Origin of the sequence: Streptomyces sp. NPDC053541 (genome assembly GCF_044544705.1) — a bacterium.
GTDB lineage: Bacteria > Actinomycetota > Actinomycetes > Streptomycetales > Streptomycetaceae > Streptomyces.
Genome location: NZ_JBITXM010000009.1, coordinates 254,459 through 273,580, shown reverse-complemented (window position 1 = coordinate 273,580; position 19,122 = coordinate 254,459). Strand labels below are relative to the sequence as shown.

The following is a 19,122-nucleotide window of genomic DNA, read 5'->3' as shown; positions in this document are numbered from 1 at the left end:
CTCCTCCGGTCGTACGCGGCGCCGTCGACGTACACCAGACGCGGTACGGCGCGGGGCGTTTCAGGGCGCGGGCACGGGCGTCCCGGCGGGGTCCACCCGGTCGAGGAGTCCCGGGGGCACGGGGTACGGGCGTTCCGCCGGCAGCAGCCGCTCCGCTTCGGCGAGGCGCCCGGCGCGGACGAGCGCGTGGACCTCGTGGGCGAGCGGCGTCACGTCCCGGATCGCGACCGTCCACGCGTCGGCGTACCGCCGGGAGGCCTCGCCGGCGAGGCCGAGCTGGAGGGAACGGTGGGGCAGCGGGCGCAGGTGGAGGTCCCGCTCGGGGTCCCACTGGACGCGGGCGGGGGCGCGCCTGAGGTCGCGCTGCCAGGTGGCTCGGTCGGGGTGGAAGCCGCGCACGTAGTGGGAGAGTTCGGCGTGCCGCAGGGCCCACTCGAAGCCCTCGCGGCGGACGTCGACGGCGAGGACGACCTCCTGGCCCTCCTTCAGGCCCCAGCCGCAGCGGTACATCATCCACAGGAACGAGGGCTTGATCCAGGTCATCCGGTCCCGCTTCCACACCGGCGGGAACCGTCCGTCGCGGGCGGCCGGCAGACCGATCTCCGGGCGGTAGGCCTGGTAGACGGTGACGGTCGACTCGTCGTGGGCGGCGCGGATCTGATGCTTCGGGAGCTGGTGCGGCGGAAGCGGGCCGGGAAGGGGCTCGGGTACGGGCATGGCCCCCAGGGTGCGTCGGGACGCGCCCCGGGGGCCAGCGGTTTTGTCGCGGTCCGGGTCCGGGCCCGGGCGCCGTCAGTGGTTGCGCGGGAAGCCGAGGTCGACGCCGGCCGGGGCGTCGGCCGGGTCCGGCCAGCGGGTGGTGACGACCTTGCCGCGGGTGTAGAAGTGCACGCCGTCGTTGCCGTAGATGTGGTGGTCGCCGAAGAGCGAGTCCTTCCAGCCGCCGAAGGAGTGGTAGCCGACGGGGACCGGGATCGGGACGTTGACGCCGACCATGCCGGCCTCGATCTCCAGCTGGAAGCGGCGGGCGGCGCCGCCGTCGCGGGTGAAGATGGCGGTGCCGTTGCCGAACGGCGAGGCGTTGATGAGCGCCACGCCCTCCTCGTAGGTCTCGGCGCGCAGGACGCACAGCACCGGGCCGAAGATCTCGTCCTGGTAGGCCTTGGCCGTGGTCGGCACGTGGTCCAGGAGGGACAGGCCGATCCAGTGGCCGTTCTCGTGGCCGTCGACGGTGTAGCCGGTGCCGTCGAGGACGACCTCGCAGCCCTCGTCCGCGGCGCCGTGCACGTAGGAGGCGACCTTGTCGCGGTGGGCGGCGGTGATGAGCGGGCCCATCTCGGAGGTCGGGTCGGTGCCGGGGCCGATCTTGATCTTCTCGGCGCGCTCGCGGATCTTCTGGACCAGCTCGTCGCCGATGGCGCCGACCGCGACGACGGCGGAGATGGCCATGCAGCGCTCGCCGGCGGAGCCGTAGGCCGCGGAGACGGCCGCGTCGGCGGCGGCGTCGAGGTCGGCGTCGGGCAGCACCAGCATGTGGTTCTTGGCGCCGCCGAGGGCCTGGACGCGCTTGCCGTTGGCGGATGCGGTGGTGTGGATGTGGCGGGCGATCGGGGTGGAGCCGACGAAGGAGACCGCGGCGACGTCCGGGTGCTCCAGGAGGCGGTCGACGGCCACCTTGTCGCCGTGCACGACGTTGAAGACGCCGTCGGGCAGGCCGGCCTCGGCGAGCAGTTCGGCGATCTTCAGGGAGGGCGAGGGGTCCTTCTCGCTCGGCTTGAGGACGAAGGTGTTGCCGCAGGCGATGGCGAGGGGGAACATCCACATCGGCACCATCGCCGGGAAGTTGAACGGGGTGATGCCGGCGACCACGCCGACCGGCTGGCGGATGGCGGCCACGTCGACCCGGTGGGAGACCTGGGTGGACAGCTCGCCCTTGAGCTGGGTGGTGATGCCGCAGGCCAGGTCGACGATCTCCAGGCCGCGGGCGACCTCGCCGAGCGCGTCGGAGTGCACCTTGCCGTGCTCGGCGACGATCAGCTCGGCGATGGCGTCGCGATTGGCGTCGAGCAGCGCGCGGAAGCGGAAGAGGATCGTGGTGCGCTGGGCCAGCGAGGAGGTGCCCCAGGTGGCGAAGGCGGCCTTGGCGGCGGCGACCGCCGCGTCGACCTCGTCGGCGGAGGCGAGCGCGACCTGCGTGGTGACGGCGCCGGTGGCCGGGTCGGTGACCGGGCCCCAGTTGCCCGAGGTTCCCTCGACGGTCTTGCCACCGATCCAGTGGTGGACGGTCTTCGTCATGACGAGTTACTCCTTCAGGGATGGCGGCGTCGGGCGGTGACGTGCCGGTCGTACTCCTCGCGGGCCTTGATCGCCGACGGGCGGGTCGAGGTCGCGGCCACGGGCACATCCCACCACGCCTGGGCGGGGGGCGGGCCCGACACACTGTCGCCCGTTTCGGTCTCCACGTAGACACATGTGGGAACCGTGGCCTCCCGTGCGTCCGCGAGGGCTTCCCGCAGGTCACGCACGGTGCGGGGGTGGAGCACCCGCATGCCGAGGGAGGCGGCGTTGGCGGCGAGGTCGACGGGGAGCGGCGGGCCGGTGAAGGCGCCCGCGGCGCCGGCGGACCGGTCGCGGAAGCGGTAGTCGGTGCCGAAGCGCTCGGCGCCGACGGCCTCCGAGAGGCCGCCGATGGAGGCGTAGCCGTGGTTGTCGAGGATCACCAGCTTGATCGGCAGCTCCTCCTGGACGGCGGTGACGATTTCGGTGGGGTTCATCAGGTACGTCCCGTCGCCGACGAGGGCCCAGACGGGCCGGCCGGGGGCGGCGAGGGCGACGCCGACGGCCGCCGGGATCTCGTAGCCCATGCAGGAGTAGCCGTACTCGACGTGGTACTGGTCGGCGGAGCGGGCGCGCCACAGCTTGTGGAGGTCGCCGGGGAGCGAGCCGGCGGCGTTGATCAGGATGTCGTCGGCGGTGACCAGGGTGTCGAGTGCGCCGAGGACCTGGGCCTGGGTGGGGCGGGCGGTCTCGTCGGGGGCGGCGTAGGCGGCGGCGACGCGGGTGTCCCAGCGGTGCTTCTCCTCGGCGTACTCGTGGACGTAGTGCGCGGGGACGTGGTGCTGCTCCAGGAAGGCGTGGAGCTGTTCCAGGCCCTCGCGGGCGTCGGCGACGAGCGGGAGGGCCGCCATCTTGTGGGAGTCGAAGGAGGTGATGTTGAGGTTGACGAACCGCACGTCGGGGTGGCCGAAGAGGGTGCCGGAGGCGGTGGTGAAGTCGGTCCAGCGGGTGCCGACGCCGATGACCACGTCGGCGGTGCGGGCCAGGTGGTCGGCGACGGCGGTGCCGGTGTGGCCGATGCCGCCGACGTCCTGGGGGTGGGTGTGCGGCAGCGCTCCCTTGCCGGCCTGGGTGGAGGCGACCGGGATGCCGGTCCGGGCGGCGAGGTCGGAGAGGGCCTCCTCGGCCGCGCTGTGGCGGACGCCGCCGCCGGCGACGATCAGCGGACGGGCGGCGCGGGCGACGGCCTCGGCCGCCGCGGTCAGTTCGTCCTCGTCAGGGGAGGGGCGGCGGACCCGCCAGACCCGCTCGGCGAAGAACTCCTCGGGCCAGTCGTACGCCTCGGCCTGCACGTCCTGCGGCAGCGCGAGGGTGACGGCGCCGGTCTCGGCGGGGTCGGTGAGCACCCGGACGGCGGCGAGCGCGGCCGGGACCAGGGCCTCGGGGCGGGTGATCCGGTCGAAGTAGCGGGAGACGGGGCGCAGGCAGTCGTTGACGGAGACGTCGCCCGCGTACGGGAGCTGGAGCTGCTGGAGGACGGGGTCGGCGGGGCGGCCGGCGAAGGTGTCGCCGGGCAGCAGCAGGACGGGCAGGTGGTTGATGGTGGCGAGCGCGGCGCCGGTGACGAGGTTGGTGGCGCCGGGGCCGATGGACGTGGTGACGGCCTGCGCGCTCAGCCGGCGGTGCTGCCGGGCGTGGCCGACGGCCGCGTGCACCATGGCCTGTTCGTTGCGTCCCTGGTGGTACGGCATGAGGTCGGCGTACTCGACGAGCGCCTGGCCGATCCCGGCGACGTTGCCGTGGCCGAAGATGCCCCAGGTGGCGGTGATCAGCCGTTGCCGCACGCCGTCGCGCTCGGTGTGCTGGGCGGCGAGGAAGCGCACCAGGGCCTGGGCGACGGTCAGCCGGGTCACCGGTATCCCTCCGTGTGGTCGGGGTGGAAGCTGATCCGCCACTCCCGTTCGGGGCCGGGTCCGGCCATGACGTTGAGGTAGTAGAGCGGGTGCCCGGGCTGGGCGATCGAGGGGCCGTGCCAGCCGTCGGGGACGAGGACGGCGTCGCCGGTGCGCACCTCGGCGAGGAGTTCGGCGCCGCCGGGGCGGGAGGGGGTGATCCGCTGGTAGCCGTAGCCCGGCGGGCCGCCGGGCGGGGCGGAGACCTCGTAGTAGTAGATCTCCTCCAGGACGGACTCGGTGCCGGGGCGGTGCTCGTCGTGCTTGTGCGGCGGATAGGAGGACCAGTTGCCGCCGGGGGTGATCACCTCGACGGCGATCAGCCGGTCGCAGGCGAAGGCCGAGGCCGCGGCGAAGTTGCGCACCTCTCGGGCGCGGTTGCCGCTGCCGCGGGTCTCGACGGGGACCTCCGGCGCGGGGCCGTAGCGTGCGGGGAGTCGTCGCTCGCACTTCGCTCCTGCCAAAGCGAAGCGGCCTCCCGCACCGGAGGCGATCTGGGCGTGGGCGTCCCTGGGTAGGTAGGCGAAGTCCGAGACCCCGTCGAACGGGCTTTCGCGGCCCACGAGTTCGAGGATTTCCCCGTCGACGCGCACCGTACCGCCCCCGGACAGCGGAAGCACCACCCATTCGCTGTTCCCGGTCTCGAACGCGTGGCCGCCGCCGGGCGGCAGGTCGAGCACCCGCAGCGCGCTGTGCGTCCAGCCGGCCCGCTCGGGGTCGACGTCCAGGGCGTACGGGCCGCGGGCGGCCGAGCCGGCGGGGAGGTGGAGGGAGGGCGTGGAGTCCATGGTCAGGTGCCTACCCGTTGTCCGGCCGGCTCACCGGGGGCGCTCCGGGATGGAGGCGTCGCCGGTGGCCAGGGCGTGGTCGATCTCCTCGGCGTACGGCATGGCGAGCGAGCAGGCGAGCCGGCCGGCCACGATCGCGCCGGCCGCGTTGGCCCGGCGCAGCACCGTCTCCGGGTCGAGGCCGGCGAGCAGCCCGTGGGCGAGCGCGCCGCCGAAGGCGTCGCCGGCGCCGAGGCCGTTGACCACCGTGACGGGCAGCGGTGGGACCTCGGCCGCGGTGCCGTCGGCGGCGAGCGCGAGGACGCCCTTGGGGCCCTGTTTGACGACGGCGAGCCGGACGCCGGCGGCGAGCAGCGCGCGGGCGGCGGCGTACGGCTCGCGCTCGCCGGTGGCGACCTCGCACTCGTCGAGGTTGCCGACCGCGACGGTCGCGTGCCGCAGCGCCTCCGCGTAGAGCGGCCCGGCCTCGTCGGGGGCGTCCCAGAGGGCGGGGCGCCAGTCGAGGTCGAGCACGGTGAGCGTGCCGGGCCCGGCCGCGGCGGCCCGTTCGCACAGCGCCGCGAGGGTCGCGGCGCGGCTGGGCTCGGCGCTCAGCCCGGTGCCGGTGACCCACAGCGCGCGGGCCGCCCGCAGCGCGGGGAGGTCCAGCTCGTGGGGGTGGATCTCCAGGTCGGGGGCCTTGGGGCGGCGGTAGAAGTGGATCGGGAAGTGGTCGGGCGGGAAGATCTCGCAGAAGGTGACGGGGGTGGGGTGGGCCGACACCTCGGTGACCCAGCGGGCGTCCACCCCGAAGGCCCGCAGCTCGCGGCGCAGGTAGGCGCCGAAGGGGTCGGCGCCGGTCCGGCTGATCAGGGCGGTGCGGCAGCCGAGCCGGGCGGCGGCGACGGCCACGTTGGCCGGGGAGCCGCCGAGGAACTTCCCGAAGGTCTCCACCTCCGCCAGCCCCACACCGCTCTGCAGGGGGTAGAGGTCCACGCCGAGGCGGCCCATGGCGATCAGGTCGTGGGGGACCGGGTCCTCCCGGGGGTGCTCCGGGTCCGCCGTCATCGGCTCGTCCCCTCTCGGCTCGGCCCTGCCGGGATCATGTCCTCAGGTCTATCCACGGCCCCCGGCCATGTCAACGACATGTCCTGACATCCGGACCGGCTGCCGGACGCCGTCTTGACGCCCTCCCGAGTCCGCCTCAAGGTGGCATTCATGACGAATCCGTCACCCCTCCCGTCCTCGTCGTCCCCGCGGCCGTCCCGGATCCGGGTCGGCTCCGCCCCGGATTCGTGGGGGGTGTGGTTCCCCGACGATCCGCGACAGGTGCCGTGGCAGCGCTTCCTGGACGAGGTGGCGGGCGCCGGCTACCGGTGGATCGAGCTCGGCCCGTACGGCTATCTGCCCACCGATCCGGGGCTGCTCGCCGAGGAGACCGGCAGCCGGGGTTTGAAGGTCTCGGCGGCGACCGTGTTCACCGGGCTGCACCACGGTCCGGACGTGTGGGACCGCACCTGGGCGCACGTCGCCGAGAACGCGGCGCTGGCCCAGGCCATGGGCGCCGAACACCTCGTCGTGATCCCCTCCTTCTGGCGGGACGACCGCACCGGCGAGGTCCTGGAGGACCGCTCCCTGACGGCAGCGCAGTGGAAGCAGCTGACCGGCCTGACCGAACGCCTCGGCCACGAGGTGCGGGAGCGCTACGGCCTGCGGATCGTGGTCCATCCGCACGCCGACACCCACCTCGACAGCGAGGAGAACGTCACCCGCTTCCTCGACGCCACCGATCCCGATCTGGTCGCACTGTGCCTGGACACCGGGCACTACGCCTACTGCGGCGGCGACAGCGTGAAGCTGATCGAGACCTACGGCGAGCGGATCGGCTACCTCCACCTCAAGCAGGTCGACCCGGCGGTGCTCGCCCGGGTGGTGGCCGAGGAGTTGCCCTTCGGCCCGGCGGTGGCCCAGGGCGTGATGTGCGAGCCGCCGGCCGGGGTGCCGGCCCTGGAGCCGGTGCTCGACGCGGCCCGGGCCCTGGGCGTGGACCTGTTCGCGATCGTGGAGCAGGACATGTACCCCTGCGAGCCGGACACCCCCTATCCCATCGCGGAGCGCACCCGGCGCTATCTGCGCTCCTGCGGGGTCTGACGTCCTCCTCTCCGACCGTGCGTCACTTTCGTCACGTCCGTCGCTCCTTCGTCACGCTTGTCTCCGTTACGCGGGCTTTCCGTCACAGGCGGTCGACAGACGCCCTCCTCCCGTCGGAAGGGGCCGCCGGCCGGGGCACAGGCCCAGTGATCACCCCGTGATCACCAGTGACGTCCGGCAGCTCCCCCGACGGCGCCCCCGCCGCCCTGCCGGACACGCAGGAGAGGTGCCACGCCATGACGGACAGAAGGCTCTGGTCGTACAAGGACATCGCCGCGCACATCAAGGTGCAGCCGGACACCGTCCGCTCCTACCGGAAGCACGGACTGCTGCCCGTGCCCGACCACGTGGAGTCGGGCAAGCCCTACTGGTACCCGGACACCATCCGCACCTGGGTCGCGAACCGGCCGGGGAACCGGAGCCGCCGGGACTGAGCCCGGCCCCCGCCCCTCCCGAGGGAACCCGAGGCCCCGCACCGCGCCCCCGCGCGGTGCGGGGCCTCGGTCATCCGCCGACGCTCTCCTTCGCGGGTTCGCTCCCGGCGGCGCTTCCGGTGCTGTCTCCGGTGAGCTTCCCGGTGGCCTTTCCGGTGCCGTGGGCGGCGCCCGCCGCAGCAGCGGGCGCCTGCGGTATGCCGCCCTCGCTGATGCCGAAGCGGGCGTGGAGCCGGCGCAGCGGCGCGGGCGCCCACCAGGTGAGGCGGCCGGTCAGCTTCATCACGGCCGGCACGAGCAGGCTGCGCACCACCATGGCGTCCATGAGGACGGCGAGGGCCACGCCGAGGCCCAGCATCTTGGTGTTGGTGACCCGGCTGGTGCCGATGGCGACCATGACGACGGCCAGGATGACGGCGGCCGCGGTGATCAGCCCGCCGGTGCGGCGCAGTCCGTGCCGGACGGCGGCCTCGTGGTCGCCGGTGGCGTCGTACTCCTCCTTGATGCGGGAGAGCAGGAACACCCCGTAGTCCATGGAGAGTCCGAAGGCCACGCAGAACATGAGGACCGGCAGGGTGGTCTCGATGTCGCCGGTGGCGGTGAAGCCGAGGAGCCCGGAGAGGTGTCCGTCCTGGAAGACCCAGACCACGGCGCCGAACATGGCGGTCAGGCTGAGGGCGTTGAGCACGACGGCCTGGACCGGGACGACGACGCTTCCGGTGAGCAGGAAGACCAGGACCAGGGTGACGAGGACGATGACGGCCGCGGCCCAGGGCAGGCGCTCGCCGATGGCGTCCTTGGAGTCGACGAGGACGGCGGCGGCGCCGGTCACGGAGGTGGCGAAGGGGGCGTCCTCGGCGCGCAGTTCGCCGACCAGGCGCTGGGCCGCGGGGCCGACCGCCTCGCCCTCGGGGACGACCGTGTAGGTGGCGAGGGCGCGGCCGCCGGTGCCGGCGACGGCCGGTCCGTCGACCCGGGCGACCCCGTCGAGGGCCTCGATCCGGGTGCGGTAGCCCTCGTACTGCGCGGCGCCGGCCGGACCCTCGGCGAGGACGGTGAGCGCGCCGCCGGGGCTGCCGGGGAAGACCTCGCGGAGCTGGTCCTGGACGACCCGGGACTCGGCGGTGGCGGGCAGCTGGCGGTCGTCGGCGGTGCCGAACCGCACGCCCAGGAAGGGCAGTCCGAGCAGCACCAGGCCGGTGGCGGTGGCGACGGCGAACCACGGCGCCCGCCGCATGACGAGGGCGGCCGCCCGCCCCCAGCCGGCGCCCTCCGGCCGGCCCTCGCCGGTGGCGGGCCGCCGGCGGAAGGCCCGGCGCAGGTCCAGGGCGTTGACCCGGTCGCCGAGCAGCAGCAGCGCGGCGGGCAGCAGGATCAGGGCGGCCGCGGCGGCGAGCAGGACGACGGCGATGCCCGCGTAGGCGAAGGAGCGCAGGAAGTACTGCGGGAAGACCAGCATCGCGGCGAGCGAGACGGCGACGGTGAGGGCCGAGAAGAGCACGGTCCGGCCGGCGGTGCGCAGCGTGGTGGCGACGGCGGTGCGGGTGTCGGCGCCGCCGGCCAGCTCCTCGCGATAGCGCCGGACCACGAACAGGGCGTAGTCGATGGCGAGTCCGAGGCCGAGGGCGGTGGTGAGGTTCTGGGCGAAGACGGAGACGTCGGTGAACTCGGTGATGCCGCGCAGCACCGCGTTGGTGCCGAGGATGGCGACGATGCCGATGCCGAGCGGGAGCACGGCGGCGACGGCGCTGCCGAAGACCATGACGAGCAGCACGAGGGTGATGGGCAGGGCGATCAGCTCGGCCCTGAGCAGGTCCTCCTGGATGATCGTCTGCATCTCGTGGCGAACCGCGAGCGGGCCGCCGACGGAGACCTCGAGGGGCCCGTGGGTGCCGCGGAACTCGGGGGCGATGCGCTGGAGGACCGCGCCGGCGGCCTTCTCCTCGCCGTCGATGCGGGCGGCGACCAGGGCCTGCCGGCCGTCCTTCGAGCGCAGGGCCGGGGAGCCGGTCTGCCAGTAGGAGACGACGCCGTCGACGCCCTCGCGGGCGTCGAGCAGCTCGGCTAGCCGGCGGCCCTCGGCGGCGGCCGCGGGGGCGTCGACCCCGGCGGGGCCGGCGTCGACCAGGAGCAGCACATTGGGCTGGGAGGCGGGGAACTCGCGCTCCAGGACCTGCAGGGCGCGGGTGGACTCGGCGTCCGGGTCCTCCCAGCCCCCGCTGCCCATCCGGTCGGCGACCCCGCCGCCGGCCAGCACCGCGAGCGCGGTGAGGACGAGGGCGACGAGCAGTGACAGCCGCGGCCGGGCGGTCACCAGCCGGGTCCAGCGGCCGGGCCCACCCCCCGTGGGCAGGGCTTTCTTGACTTCGGCCATGAGGCGGTGTCCCCTTCACCGTGACCCGTGCGCGGTGGGCCGCAGGCGAAGCGTGCGGACATGCGCAGGGGTCGATCATTGCCATACGCTGGCAAACACGAGTGATCTCTCGCGTTTTTCAAGAATGCGAGCGACCTCTCGCGTTTGTCAAACAGTCGAGGGAGGCTGTGGACAGCCATGTCCGAGGAGACCCCCGGGACCGCGCCCGAGGAACCGAAGCCGCGCCGCCGCCAGGCGCGCGGCGAGCGCCGGATCGCCCAGCTGCTCCAGGCCGCGGCCAACGTCTTCTGCGCGAAGGGCTACACGGCGGCGAGCACCAACGCGATCGCCCAGGAGGCGAGCGTCTCGCCGGGCACGCTCTACCAGTACTTCCCGAACAAGGAGGCCATCGCCCTGGAGCTGGGCGACCGGCTGCTCGCCGAGATGCGGGCGGCCCACGGCCAGGCCTTCACTCCCGCGAACCTGGGGCTGCCGCTCCCCGAGCTCGTGGACGCGGTCCTCGACCCGCTGATCGAGTTCAACTGCCAGCACCCGGTCTTCCTCGCGCTCATGCACGGCTCCGAGATCCCCGGCAGGATCGCCGAGGACCACGACGCCCTGCACGCCTCGATGCTGGCTCGGGTCGGCGACCTGATGGCCCACTACCTGCCCGGGAGCGAGCCCGCCCAGCGGGACCGGATCGCCGACATGATCTTCGCCATCGTGAAGGGCGGGCTGGCGCTCATCCTCGCCGCGCCCGAGGGCGCGGAGCGGGAGGCGGTGATCACGGAGCTGAAGACGGTCCTGCTGCGCTACCTCGGACCGCTGATCGCGGACCGGCGGCTCACCACGACTCCGAGCCCGTGACCCGCTCCCGCCGCTCGGCCTCCGTGAGCCCCTCCCCCGCCCCGGGCCCCGTGCCCGCCCCGGCGCGGGCGCCCGCCCTCAGCCGCGTGGCGAGCAGCGGGAAGACCAGCACGGACACCATGCCCGCCCCGACCAGCGCCGCCGCCTCGCCCGCCGTCATCGCCCCGTCGTCCACCCCGATGGTGGTGATGGCGACGACCAGCGGCAGCGCCGTGGAGCCGTAGAGCACCAGCCCGCCCCGGTCGCGCCGGCCGAGGTCGCGCGGGGCCAGGAACCAGATCGGCCCGCCCCGCACCACCAGGAACAGGGCGAGGAAGAGCGGCAGGAGCAGCAGGGTGCGCCCGCCGGAGAGCAGCGAGTCGAGGTCGAACTCGATGCCGGTGACGACGTAGAAGACCGGCACGAGGAAGCCGAAGCCGACCGCCTCGACCTTCTCCAGGATCCGCGGCCCGTACTCCGGGGCGGCCCCGGCGAGCACCAGCCGGGTGATCATCCCGGCGGCGAAGGCGCCGAGCAGCACGTCCAGGCCGAGCGCCGTGGAGGCGCCCAGCATGAGGGCGAGCAGCAGGAAGACGAAGCGCAGCGCGAACTGCCCGCTGCTGTCCAGGGTCCGGACGACCACCCGGGTGAACCAGGGCCGGCGCGGGCGCAGCGCCCAGAACACGGCGGCGGCGGTGAGCGCGGCGAAGACGGCGAGCAGGGCGGTCGACTCGGCGGGCCGGCGGCCGCTCAGGAGCAGGGCGATGGCGATGATCGGCCCGAACTCGCCGACGGCGCCGAAGGCCATGACGACCGAGCCGAAGCGCCCGTGCAGCCCGCCGGCGTCGCGCAACAGGGGCAGGACGGTGCCGAGCGCGGTGCTGGTGAGCGCGACCCCGACGAACACGCCCTTCGCGTAGCCGCCGCCGAGCAGCACGCCCGCCCCGAGGCCGAGCGCGAGGGCGGCGCCCCAGGCGGACAGCGAGCGCGTGAGGGTGTCGCCGCGGACCTTGCCGAACTCGATCTCGTACCCGGCCAGGAAGATCAGCATGGTGAGGCCGAGCTGCGAGAGGCCGTCCACCAGGGGGTCGGTCCGGGCCCAGCCCAGGACGTCGGGGCCGATGACGATGCCGAGCAGGATCTCGAAGATGACGAGGGGGACGGGGAGCCAGCGGGCGGCTCCATAGGCGAGCAGCGGCGCCAGGACGGCGATCGCCATGATCAGGATCAGCGTGGTCCCCGAATGCGACATATGGGGTGAATACCATAGGGTCGGCGCCGCCGGGGGCCGGGCGCACCGCGCCCCGGGCGGTGCGACACGACCGTCCCGCGCATCCATACCCCCTGGGGGTACACTGTGTGCTAGTACGGCGTACGGCCCCGCACACCCGCGGGCGCCCCGCACCGCCCTCGAAGAGGAGAACGCCATGACCGCCGAGACCCGGACCGAACTCCCCCAGGTGACCGCCTCCTGCTGCTCCTCCACCGGCGGCTGCCAGGACGGCGCGGCGGACGCGGCCCGGGCCGACGGCATCACCACCGTCTACCAGGTCAAGGGCATGACCTGCGGCCACTGCGAGGGCGCGGTGTCGAGCGAGATCTCCGAGATCGCCGGCGTCTCCTCGGTCACCGCCGTCGCCGCCACCGGCAAGGTCACCGTCGTCTCCGCCGCCCCGCTCGACGAGGAGGCCGTCCGCGCCGCCGTCGACGAGGCCGGCTACGAGCTCGTCGGCCTCGCCTGAGCCGAAGACCGCGCGACCCGGGCCCGCCCGGCCCCCCGCTCGCCGCCCGCAGGGCCGTACGGTGACTACGTACGGCCCTGCTCCCGTTTGGAACCACCCATGGAACCGCTCCCGACCTCCACCGTCACCGAGCTCACGATCGGCGGCATGACCTGCGCCTCCTGTGCCGCCCGGGTCGAGAAGAAGCTCAACCGGATGGAGGGCGTGACGGCCACGGTCAACTACGCCACCGAGAAGGCCCGCGTCGAACACCCCGCGGACGTCCCGGTCGCCGAGCTGATCGCCACCGTCGTCCGGACCGGCTACACGGCCGAGGAACCCCCGCCGCCGGAGCCCGAACCGGCCCCCGAGCCGGAGTCCGCCCCCGGGGCCGAGGCGTCCGGGCGGACGGAGCCGGACCCCGAGCTCGCCTCGCTGCGGCAGCGGCTCACCGTCTCCGCCGTGCTCGCGCTGCCGGTGGTGCTGCTCGCGATGGTCCCGGCACTGCAGTTCGACAACTGGCAGTGGCTCTCGCTCACCCTCGCCGCCCCCGTCGTCGTCTGGGGCGGGCTGCCCTTCCACCGCGCCACCTGGACCAATCTGCGGCACGGCGCCGCCACCATGGACACCCTGGTCTCCCTCGGCACCCTGGCCGCCTTCGGCTGGTCGCTGTGGGCGCTCTTCCTCGGCGACGCCGGCATGCCCGGCATGCGCCACGACTTCGACCTCACCGTCTCCCGCGACCACGCCGCCGCCACGATCTACCTGGAGGTCGCCGCCGGCGTCATCACCTTCCTGCTGCTCGGCCGCTATCTGGAGGCCCGGGCCAAGCGGAAGGCCGGGGCGGCGCTGCACGCGCTGCTGCGGCTCGGCGCCAAGGACGTCGCCGTGCTGCGCGGCACCTCGGAGGTACGGGTCCCGGTCGGCGCGCTCGCGGTCGGCGACCGCTTCGTCGTACGTCCCGGGGAGAAGATCGCCACCGACGGCACCGTGGTCGAGGGCGTCTCCGCCGTGGACGCCTCGATGCTCACCGGCGAGTCCGTGCCGGTCGACGTGCTGCCCGGCGACCCGGTCACCGGCGGTTGCGTCAACGCCTCCGGGCGGCTCGTGGTCGAGGCCACCCGGGTCGGCGCCGACACCCAGCTGGCCCGGATGGCCAGGCTCGTCGAGGAGGCCCAGAACGGCAAGGCCGCGGTGCAGCGGCTCGCCGACCGGATCTCCGCCGTCTTCGTGCCCGTGGTGCTGCTGATCGCCCTCGGCACCCTGGTCGGCTGGCTGCTCGCGACCGGCGACGCCACCGCCGCCTTCACCGCCGCCGTCGCGGTGCTGATCATCGCCTGCCCCTGCGCGCTGGGCCTGGCGACCCCGACCGCGCTGATGGTCGGCACCGGGCGGGGCGCGCAGCTCGGCATCCTGATCAAGGGCCCGGAGGTGCTGGAGTCCACCCGCCGGGTCGACACGGTCGTGCTCGACAAGACCGGCACGGTCACCACCGGCCGGATGGAGCTGACCGGGGTGCACGTGTACGGGGGCGCCTACGGTGCCGACCGCACCGGCGAGGACGAGCTGCTGCGGCTCGCGGGCGCCCTGGAGCACTCCTCCGAGCACCCGGTCGCCCGCGCGGTCGCGGCCGGCGCCGCCGCGCGGGTGGGCGAGCTGCCCGTGCCGAAGTCCTTCGAGAACGTGCCGGGCCTCGGCGTGCGCGGCTCGGTCGACGGGCACCTGGTCCTGGTCGGCCGGGCCGCACTGCTGGCCGCCGAGGAGATCGAGGTCCCGGCCGGCGCCGCGCCGGGTGTCGTGCACGTGGCCTGGGACGGGCGGGCCCGGGGCACCCTCACGGTCGCCGACGCGGTCAAGGAGACCAGCGCCGAGGCCGTGGCCCGGCTGCGCGGCCTGGGGCTGCGGCCGGTGCTGCTCACCGGCGACGCACGGAGCGTCGCCGAGCGGGTGGCGGCCGAGGTCGGCATCGACGAGGTGATCGCCGAGGTGCTGCCGCAGGACAAGGTCGACGTGGTGCGCCGGCTCCAGGCCGAGGGCCGCACGGTGGCAATGGTCGGCGACGGCGTGAACGACGCGGCGGCCCTGGCCACCGCCGATCTGGGCCTGGCGATGGGCACCGGCACGGACGCCGCCATCGAGGCGGGCGACCTCACCCTGGTCCGCGGCGACCTGCGGGTCGCCGCCGACGCCATCCGGCTGTCCCGGCGCACCCTGGCCACGATCCGGGGGAACCTGGGCTGGGCCTTCGGCTACAACGTGGCCGCGCTGCCGCTGGCGGCGGCCGGACTGCTCAACCCGATGATCGCCGGCGCCGCGATGGCCTTTTCGTCCGTGTTCGTGGTGACCAACAGCCTGCGGCTGCGGCGCTTCCGCTGAGCGCGCGCCGGCACCCGTGCGCGGGTGATCACGCGAATTCACCTACACGTGACGCACAGGACCTTCACAAAGAGATCTAGATCACAGATATTGGGGGGTAACCATCTGGGCTGTTCGCGAGTCTAAGTGGGCGATGCCAAGAACGTCTTGGGGGACGTTCACGGAGATGTCTTGGGGGACGTCTCCGGGCAAGCGCGGCCGGGGCACGTGCACCGGGGAGCTTTGAGCGGCCCTCCCGTACGTACCCCGGCAGACCGCGCGAGCAGACGCCCGGCCCGGATCCCGTGGGGGGAATCCGCACCGGGGATATGGGAAGCGCCCCGCTCGCCGACCCGTGGGGGGATCGGCGGCGGGGCGCTTTCGCTCTCCGCACTTCTTGAGGCTCGGTTCGCCTCCGGAGCGCTGGAGCCGCTGTCGGGACGGCGTGCCTCAGCGGGCCTCGACCGGGACGAAGTCGCGCAGGACCTCGCCGGTGTAGATCTGGCGCGGGCGGCCGATGCGGGAACCCGGCTCCTTGATCATCTCGTGCCACTGGGCGATCCAGCCCGGGAGGCGGCCGAGGGCGAAGAGCACGGTGAACATCTCCGTCGGGAAGCCCATCGCGCGGTAGATCAGGCCCGTGTAGAAGTCCACGTTCGGGTAGAGGTTGCGCGAGACGAAGTACTCGTCGGAGAGCGCGTGCTCCTCCAGCTTGAGCGCGATGTCGAGCAGCTCGTCGGACTTGCCGAGGGCCGACAGGACGTCGTGCGCCGCCGCCTTGATGATCTTGGCGCGCGGGTCGAAGGACTTGTACACCCGGTGGCCGAAGCCCATCAGGCGGACGCCGTCCTCCTTGTTCTTCACCTTGCGGATGAAGGAGTCGACGTCGCCGCCGTTGGCCTGGATGCCCTCGAGCATCTCCAGGACGGACTGGTTGGCGCCACCGTGCAGCGGGCCCCACAGGGCCGAGATGCCGGCGGAGATCGAGGCGAACATGTTCGCCTGCGAGGAGCCGACCAGACGGACGGTGGAGGTCGAACAGTTCTGCTCGTGGTCCGCGTGCAGGATCAGCAGCTTGTCGAGCGCCGAGACCACGACGGGGTCCAGGTCGTACTCCTGGGCCGGGACCGAGAAGGTCATGCGCAGGAAGTTCTCGACGTAGCCGAGGTCGTTGCGCGGGTAGACGAACGGGTGGCCGATCGACTTCTTGTACGCGTAGGCGGCGATCGTGGGCAGCTTGGCGAGCAGCCGGATCGTCGACAGGTGGCGCTGCTTCTCGTCGAACGGGTTGTGGCTGTCCTGGTAGAAGGTGGACAGCGCGGAGACCACGGAGGACAGCATCGCCATCGGGTGGGCGTCCCGCGGGAAGCCGCGGAAGAAGTTCTTGACGTCCTCGTGGACCAGCGTGTGCTGGGTGATCTCGTTCTGGAAGGAGGCGAGCTCCTCCGCCTTCGGCAGCTCGCCGTTGATCAGCAGGTACGCCACCTCCAGGAAGGTGGACTGCTCGGCCAGCTGCTCGATGGGGTAGCCGCGGTACCGCAGGATGCCCTGCTCACCATCCAGGTAGGTGATGGCGGATTTATAGGCGGCGGTGTTGCCGTATCCGCTGTCCAGGGTGACCAGACCGGTCTGGGCTCGGAGCTTCCCGATGTCGAAGCCCTTGTCGCCGACGGTGCTCTCGACCACCGGGTAGGTGTATTCACCGTCCGCGTACCGCAGTACTACAGAGTTGTCGCTCACGTCATCCCTCACCGACGTAGTGCCTCTTCTTCGAGGTGCCCTGACTGTCTCTACCATCCCCCATTTGGCTCAGGAGAGTGCACTCGGGGTCGACCATTGGGCCTAATGGCGGCACTCAGTGCCGCCAACCTGCTCATCCTGCCCCCTTCGCCCCGGTTCCGGAAGTCCTCCGTGATCTTTCACACGAGAGTGCCCTCTGTGAGCCGATGCGCGAGTGCGGTAAAGCGGCGCCCGGCCGAAACCGTGCGCACCGCCTGGGCGATCGCCCGCCGCGAGCCGACCAGGACCACGAGCTTCCGGGCGCGCGTCACGGCCGTGTAGAGGAGGTTGCGCTGGAGCATCATCCAGGCGCTGGTGGTGACCGGAATCACCACCGCCGGATACTCGCTGCCCTGGGAGCGGTGGATGGTCACGGCGTAGGCGTGGGCCAGTTCGTCCAGCTCGTCGAAGTCGTACGGCACCTCCTCGTCCTCGTCGGTGCGCACGACCAGGCGCTGCTCGACCGGGTCGAGGGCGGTGACGACGCCCACGGTGCCGTTGAAGACGCCGCTCGCGCCCTTCTCGTAGTTGTTGCGGATCTGGGTGACCTTGTCGCCGACCCGGAAGACCCGGCCGCCGAAGCGCTTCTCCGGGAGGTCCGGGCGGGCCGGGGTGATGGCCTGCTGGAGCAGCCCGTTCAGCGCGCCGGCGCCGGCCGGGCCGCGGTGCATGGGGGCGAGGACCTGCACGTCCCTCCGGGGGTCCAGGCCGAATTTGGCCGGAATCCGGCGGGCGGCGACCTCCACCGCCACCCGGGCGGCGTCCTCGGTCTCCTCCTCGGCGAAGAGGAAGAAGTCCGGCAGGCCGGTGGTGACGGGCGGCTCCCCCGCGTTGATCCGGTGCGCGTTGGTGACCACGCCGGACTGCTGGGCCTGGCGGAAGATCCGGGTGAGCCGGACCGCCGGCACGGGGCTGCCCGGGGCGAGCAGGTCGCCGAGCACCTCGCCGGCACCGACCGAGGGCAGCTGGTCCACGTCCCCGACCAGGAGCAGGTGTGCACCCGGCGCCACGGCCTTGACCAGCTTGTTCGCGAGGAGGAGGTCGAGCATGGAGGCCTCGTCGACCACGACCAGGTCGGCGTCGAGCGGCCGGTCCCGGTCGTAGGCCGCGTCCCCGCCGGGCTTGAGCTCCAGGAGCCGGTGGACGGTGGACGCCTCGGCGCCGGTCAGCTCCGCGAGCCGCTTGGCGGCCCGGCCGGTGGGCGCGGCGAGCACCACCTTGGCCCGCTTGGCCCGGGCCAGCTCCACGATCGAGCGGACGGTGAAGGACTTGCCGCAGCCGGGTCCGCCGGTGAGGACCGCGACCTTGCGGGTCAGCGCGAGGCGGACCGCCTCCTCCTGCTCGGGCGCGAGCGAGGCCCCGGTGCGCTCGGCCAGCCAGCCGAGCGCCCGGTCCCAGGCGACGTCCCGGAAGGCGGGCAGCCGGTCCTCGTCTGCGGTGAGCAGGCGGCGCAGCTGCCCGGCGAGGGACAGCTCGGCCCGGTGGAAGGGCACCAGGAAGACGCCCGTGACGGGCAGCCCCTCCGGGCCGGGGACCTTTTCCCTGACCACCCCCTCCGGGTCCTCGGCGAGCTCGCCGAGGCACTCGATGACCAGGCCGGTGTCGACCTGGAGCAGCTTCACGGCGTCGGAGATCAGGCGCTCCTCGGGCAGGAAGCAGTGACCCTGGTCGGTGGACTGCGACAGCGCGTACCGCAGGCCGGCCCGGACCCGGTCCGGGCTGTCGTGCGGGATGCCGACGGCCTGGGCGATGCGGTCGGCGGTGAGGAAGCCGATGCCCCAGACGTCGGCGGCCAGCCGGTAGGGCTGGTTCCTGACGACGCCGATGGAGGCGTCCCCGTACTTCTTGTAGATCCGCACCGCGATGGAGGTGGAGACGCCGACGCCCTGGAGGAAGACCATCACCTCCTTGATCGCCTTCTGCTCCTCCCAGGCAGCGCCGATCAGCTTGGTGCGCTTCGGTCCGAGCCCGGGGACCTCGATCAGGCGCCCGGGGTCGGTCTCGATGACGTCGAGGGTGTCGGTGCCGAAGTGGTCCACGATGCGCTCGGCGATGCGCGGGCCGATGCCCTTGACGAGGCCGGAGCCGAGATAGCGCCGGATGCCCTGGACGGTGGCGGGCAGCACCGTCGTGCAGTTCTCCACGGTGAACTGCCGTCCGTACTGCGGGTGCGAGCCCCAGCGGCCCTCCATCCGCAGCGACTCCCCCGGCTGGGCGCCGAGCAGCGAGCCGACGACCGTGAGGAGGTCCCCGGACCCCCGGCCGGTGTCGACCCGGGCGACCGTGTACCCGGTCTCCTCGTTGGCATAGGTGATGCGCTCCAGGACCCCTTCGAGCACCGCGAGCCCGCGCACTTCGCTGGTCATGTCCCGACGGTAGCGAAGCCCTCGGACAACCGGGCGGGCCTGTGGACAACCGCGGCCGTGCGCGAACGGGCCGGGGGCGGCCTCTCGTTGCACTCGGGAAGATCATCGTGGCAGCATGCGC

General features: G+C 73.1%; 14 protein-coding genes. 5 read left to right on the top strand and 9 right to left on the bottom strand.

What is annotated here, in order from left to right; genetic code table 11:
* Positions 1–60 precede the first annotated feature (60 nt).
* From ACIGW2_RS23960 to iolC, 5 genes are all read right to left on the bottom strand, one after another.
* Positions 61–717, bottom strand: coding sequence for a DUF4291 domain-containing protein (locus ACIGW2_RS23960; protein ID WP_399845694.1), 657 nt, complete (start codon positions 715–717; stop codon positions 61–63).
* Positions 718–792: 75 nt separating this feature from the next.
* Entirely contained in the window at positions 793–2,295 is a 1,503-nt protein-coding gene (gene mmsA, locus ACIGW2_RS23955) for a CoA-acylating methylmalonate-semialdehyde dehydrogenase (RefSeq protein ID WP_399845691.1), read from the bottom strand.
* A 14-nt stretch (positions 2,296–2,309) separates the two neighbouring features.
* Positions 2,310–4,190, bottom strand: a complete 1,881-nt coding sequence (gene iolD / locus ACIGW2_RS23950) for a 3D-(3,5/4)-trihydroxycyclohexane-1,2-dione acylhydrolase (decyclizing) (protein WP_391655604.1) — start codon at positions 4,188–4,190, stop codon at positions 2,310–2,312.
* On the bottom strand, positions 4,187–5,017 hold the full coding sequence (iolB, locus tag ACIGW2_RS23945; RefSeq protein ID WP_391655605.1) for a 5-deoxy-glucuronate isomerase: 831 nt from the start codon (positions 5,015–5,017) through the stop codon (positions 4,187–4,189). The genes iolD and iolB overlap by 4 nt, the downstream gene beginning before the upstream one ends.
* 30 nt (positions 5,018–5,047) lie before the next feature.
* Positions 5,048–6,064 carry a 5-dehydro-2-deoxygluconokinase gene (iolC, locus tag ACIGW2_RS23940; RefSeq protein WP_399845686.1) on the bottom strand — a complete coding sequence of 339 codons (1,017 nt, stop codon included), beginning with the start codon at positions 6,062–6,064 and terminating at the stop codon, positions 5,048–5,050.
* Positions 6,065–6,214: 150 nt separating this feature from the next.
* Here iolC and ACIGW2_RS23935 point away from each other — a divergent pair, with 150 nt between their 5' ends.
* Both ACIGW2_RS23935 and ACIGW2_RS23930 read left to right on the top strand, forming a co-directional pair.
* Positions 6,215–7,147, top strand: a complete 933-nt coding sequence (locus ACIGW2_RS23935) for a sugar phosphate isomerase/epimerase family protein (protein WP_399845682.1) — start codon at positions 6,215–6,217, stop codon at positions 7,145–7,147.
* Positions 7,148–7,383: 236 nt separating this feature from the next.
* Positions 7,384–7,581, top strand: coding sequence for a MarR family transcriptional regulator (locus ACIGW2_RS23930; protein ID WP_356072675.1), 198 nt, complete (start codon positions 7,384–7,386; stop codon positions 7,579–7,581).
* 70 nt (positions 7,582–7,651) lie between these two features.
* On the opposite strand, the gene ACIGW2_RS23925 is transcribed toward ACIGW2_RS23930, so the two are convergent.
* Positions 7,652–9,955, bottom strand: a complete 2,304-nt coding sequence (locus ACIGW2_RS23925) for an MMPL family transporter (RefSeq protein ID WP_399845678.1) — start codon at positions 9,953–9,955, stop codon at positions 7,652–7,654.
* 177 nt (positions 9,956–10,132) lie between these two features.
* On the opposite strand from ACIGW2_RS23925, the gene ACIGW2_RS23920 reads away from it, so the two are divergent.
* Complete coding sequence (locus ACIGW2_RS23920) at positions 10,133–10,801, top strand: TetR/AcrR family transcriptional regulator (RefSeq protein ID WP_361583401.1); 669 nt, start codon at positions 10,133–10,135, stop codon at positions 10,799–10,801.
* Here ACIGW2_RS23920 and ACIGW2_RS23915 read toward each other — a convergent pair.
* Positions 10,779–12,032 carry a cation:proton antiporter gene (locus ACIGW2_RS23915; protein ID WP_399845674.1) on the bottom strand — a complete coding sequence of 418 codons (1,254 nt, stop codon included), beginning with the start codon at positions 12,030–12,032 and terminating at the stop codon, positions 10,779–10,781. The genes ACIGW2_RS23920 and ACIGW2_RS23915 overlap by 23 nt on opposite strands.
* Positions 12,033–12,207: 175 nt before the next feature.
* Between ACIGW2_RS23915 and ACIGW2_RS23910 the strand changes: the two genes are divergently transcribed.
* Together ACIGW2_RS23910 and ACIGW2_RS23905 are read left to right on the top strand one after the other, a co-directional pair.
* The gene (locus tag ACIGW2_RS23910) at positions 12,208–12,522 is read left to right on the top strand and encodes a heavy-metal-associated domain-containing protein (RefSeq protein WP_391655611.1); all 315 of its coding nucleotides are present in this window, start codon (positions 12,208–12,210) and stop codon (positions 12,520–12,522) included.
* A 99-nt stretch (positions 12,523–12,621) separates the two neighbouring features.
* A complete protein-coding gene (locus ACIGW2_RS23905; RefSeq protein WP_399845670.1) occupies positions 12,622–14,877 on the top strand; it encodes a heavy metal translocating P-type ATPase in 2,256 nt (751 codons plus the stop codon).
* Between the two features lie 429 nt (positions 14,878–15,306).
* Here the strand turns inward: ACIGW2_RS23905 and ACIGW2_RS23900 are convergent, their stop codons facing one another.
* Both ACIGW2_RS23900 and ACIGW2_RS23895 read right to left on the bottom strand, forming a co-directional pair.
* Positions 15,307–16,596 (bottom strand): citrate synthase, encoded by a 1,290-nt coding sequence (locus ACIGW2_RS23900; RefSeq protein ID WP_356072660.1) that lies wholly within the window; start codon positions 16,594–16,596, stop codon positions 15,307–15,309.
* A 179-nt stretch (positions 16,597–16,775) separates the two neighbouring features.
* Complete coding sequence (locus ACIGW2_RS23895) at positions 16,776–19,001, bottom strand: ATP-dependent RecD-like DNA helicase (RefSeq protein ID WP_399845666.1); 2,226 nt, start codon at positions 18,999–19,001, stop codon at positions 16,776–16,778.
* Positions 19,002–19,122 lie beyond the last annotated feature (121 nt).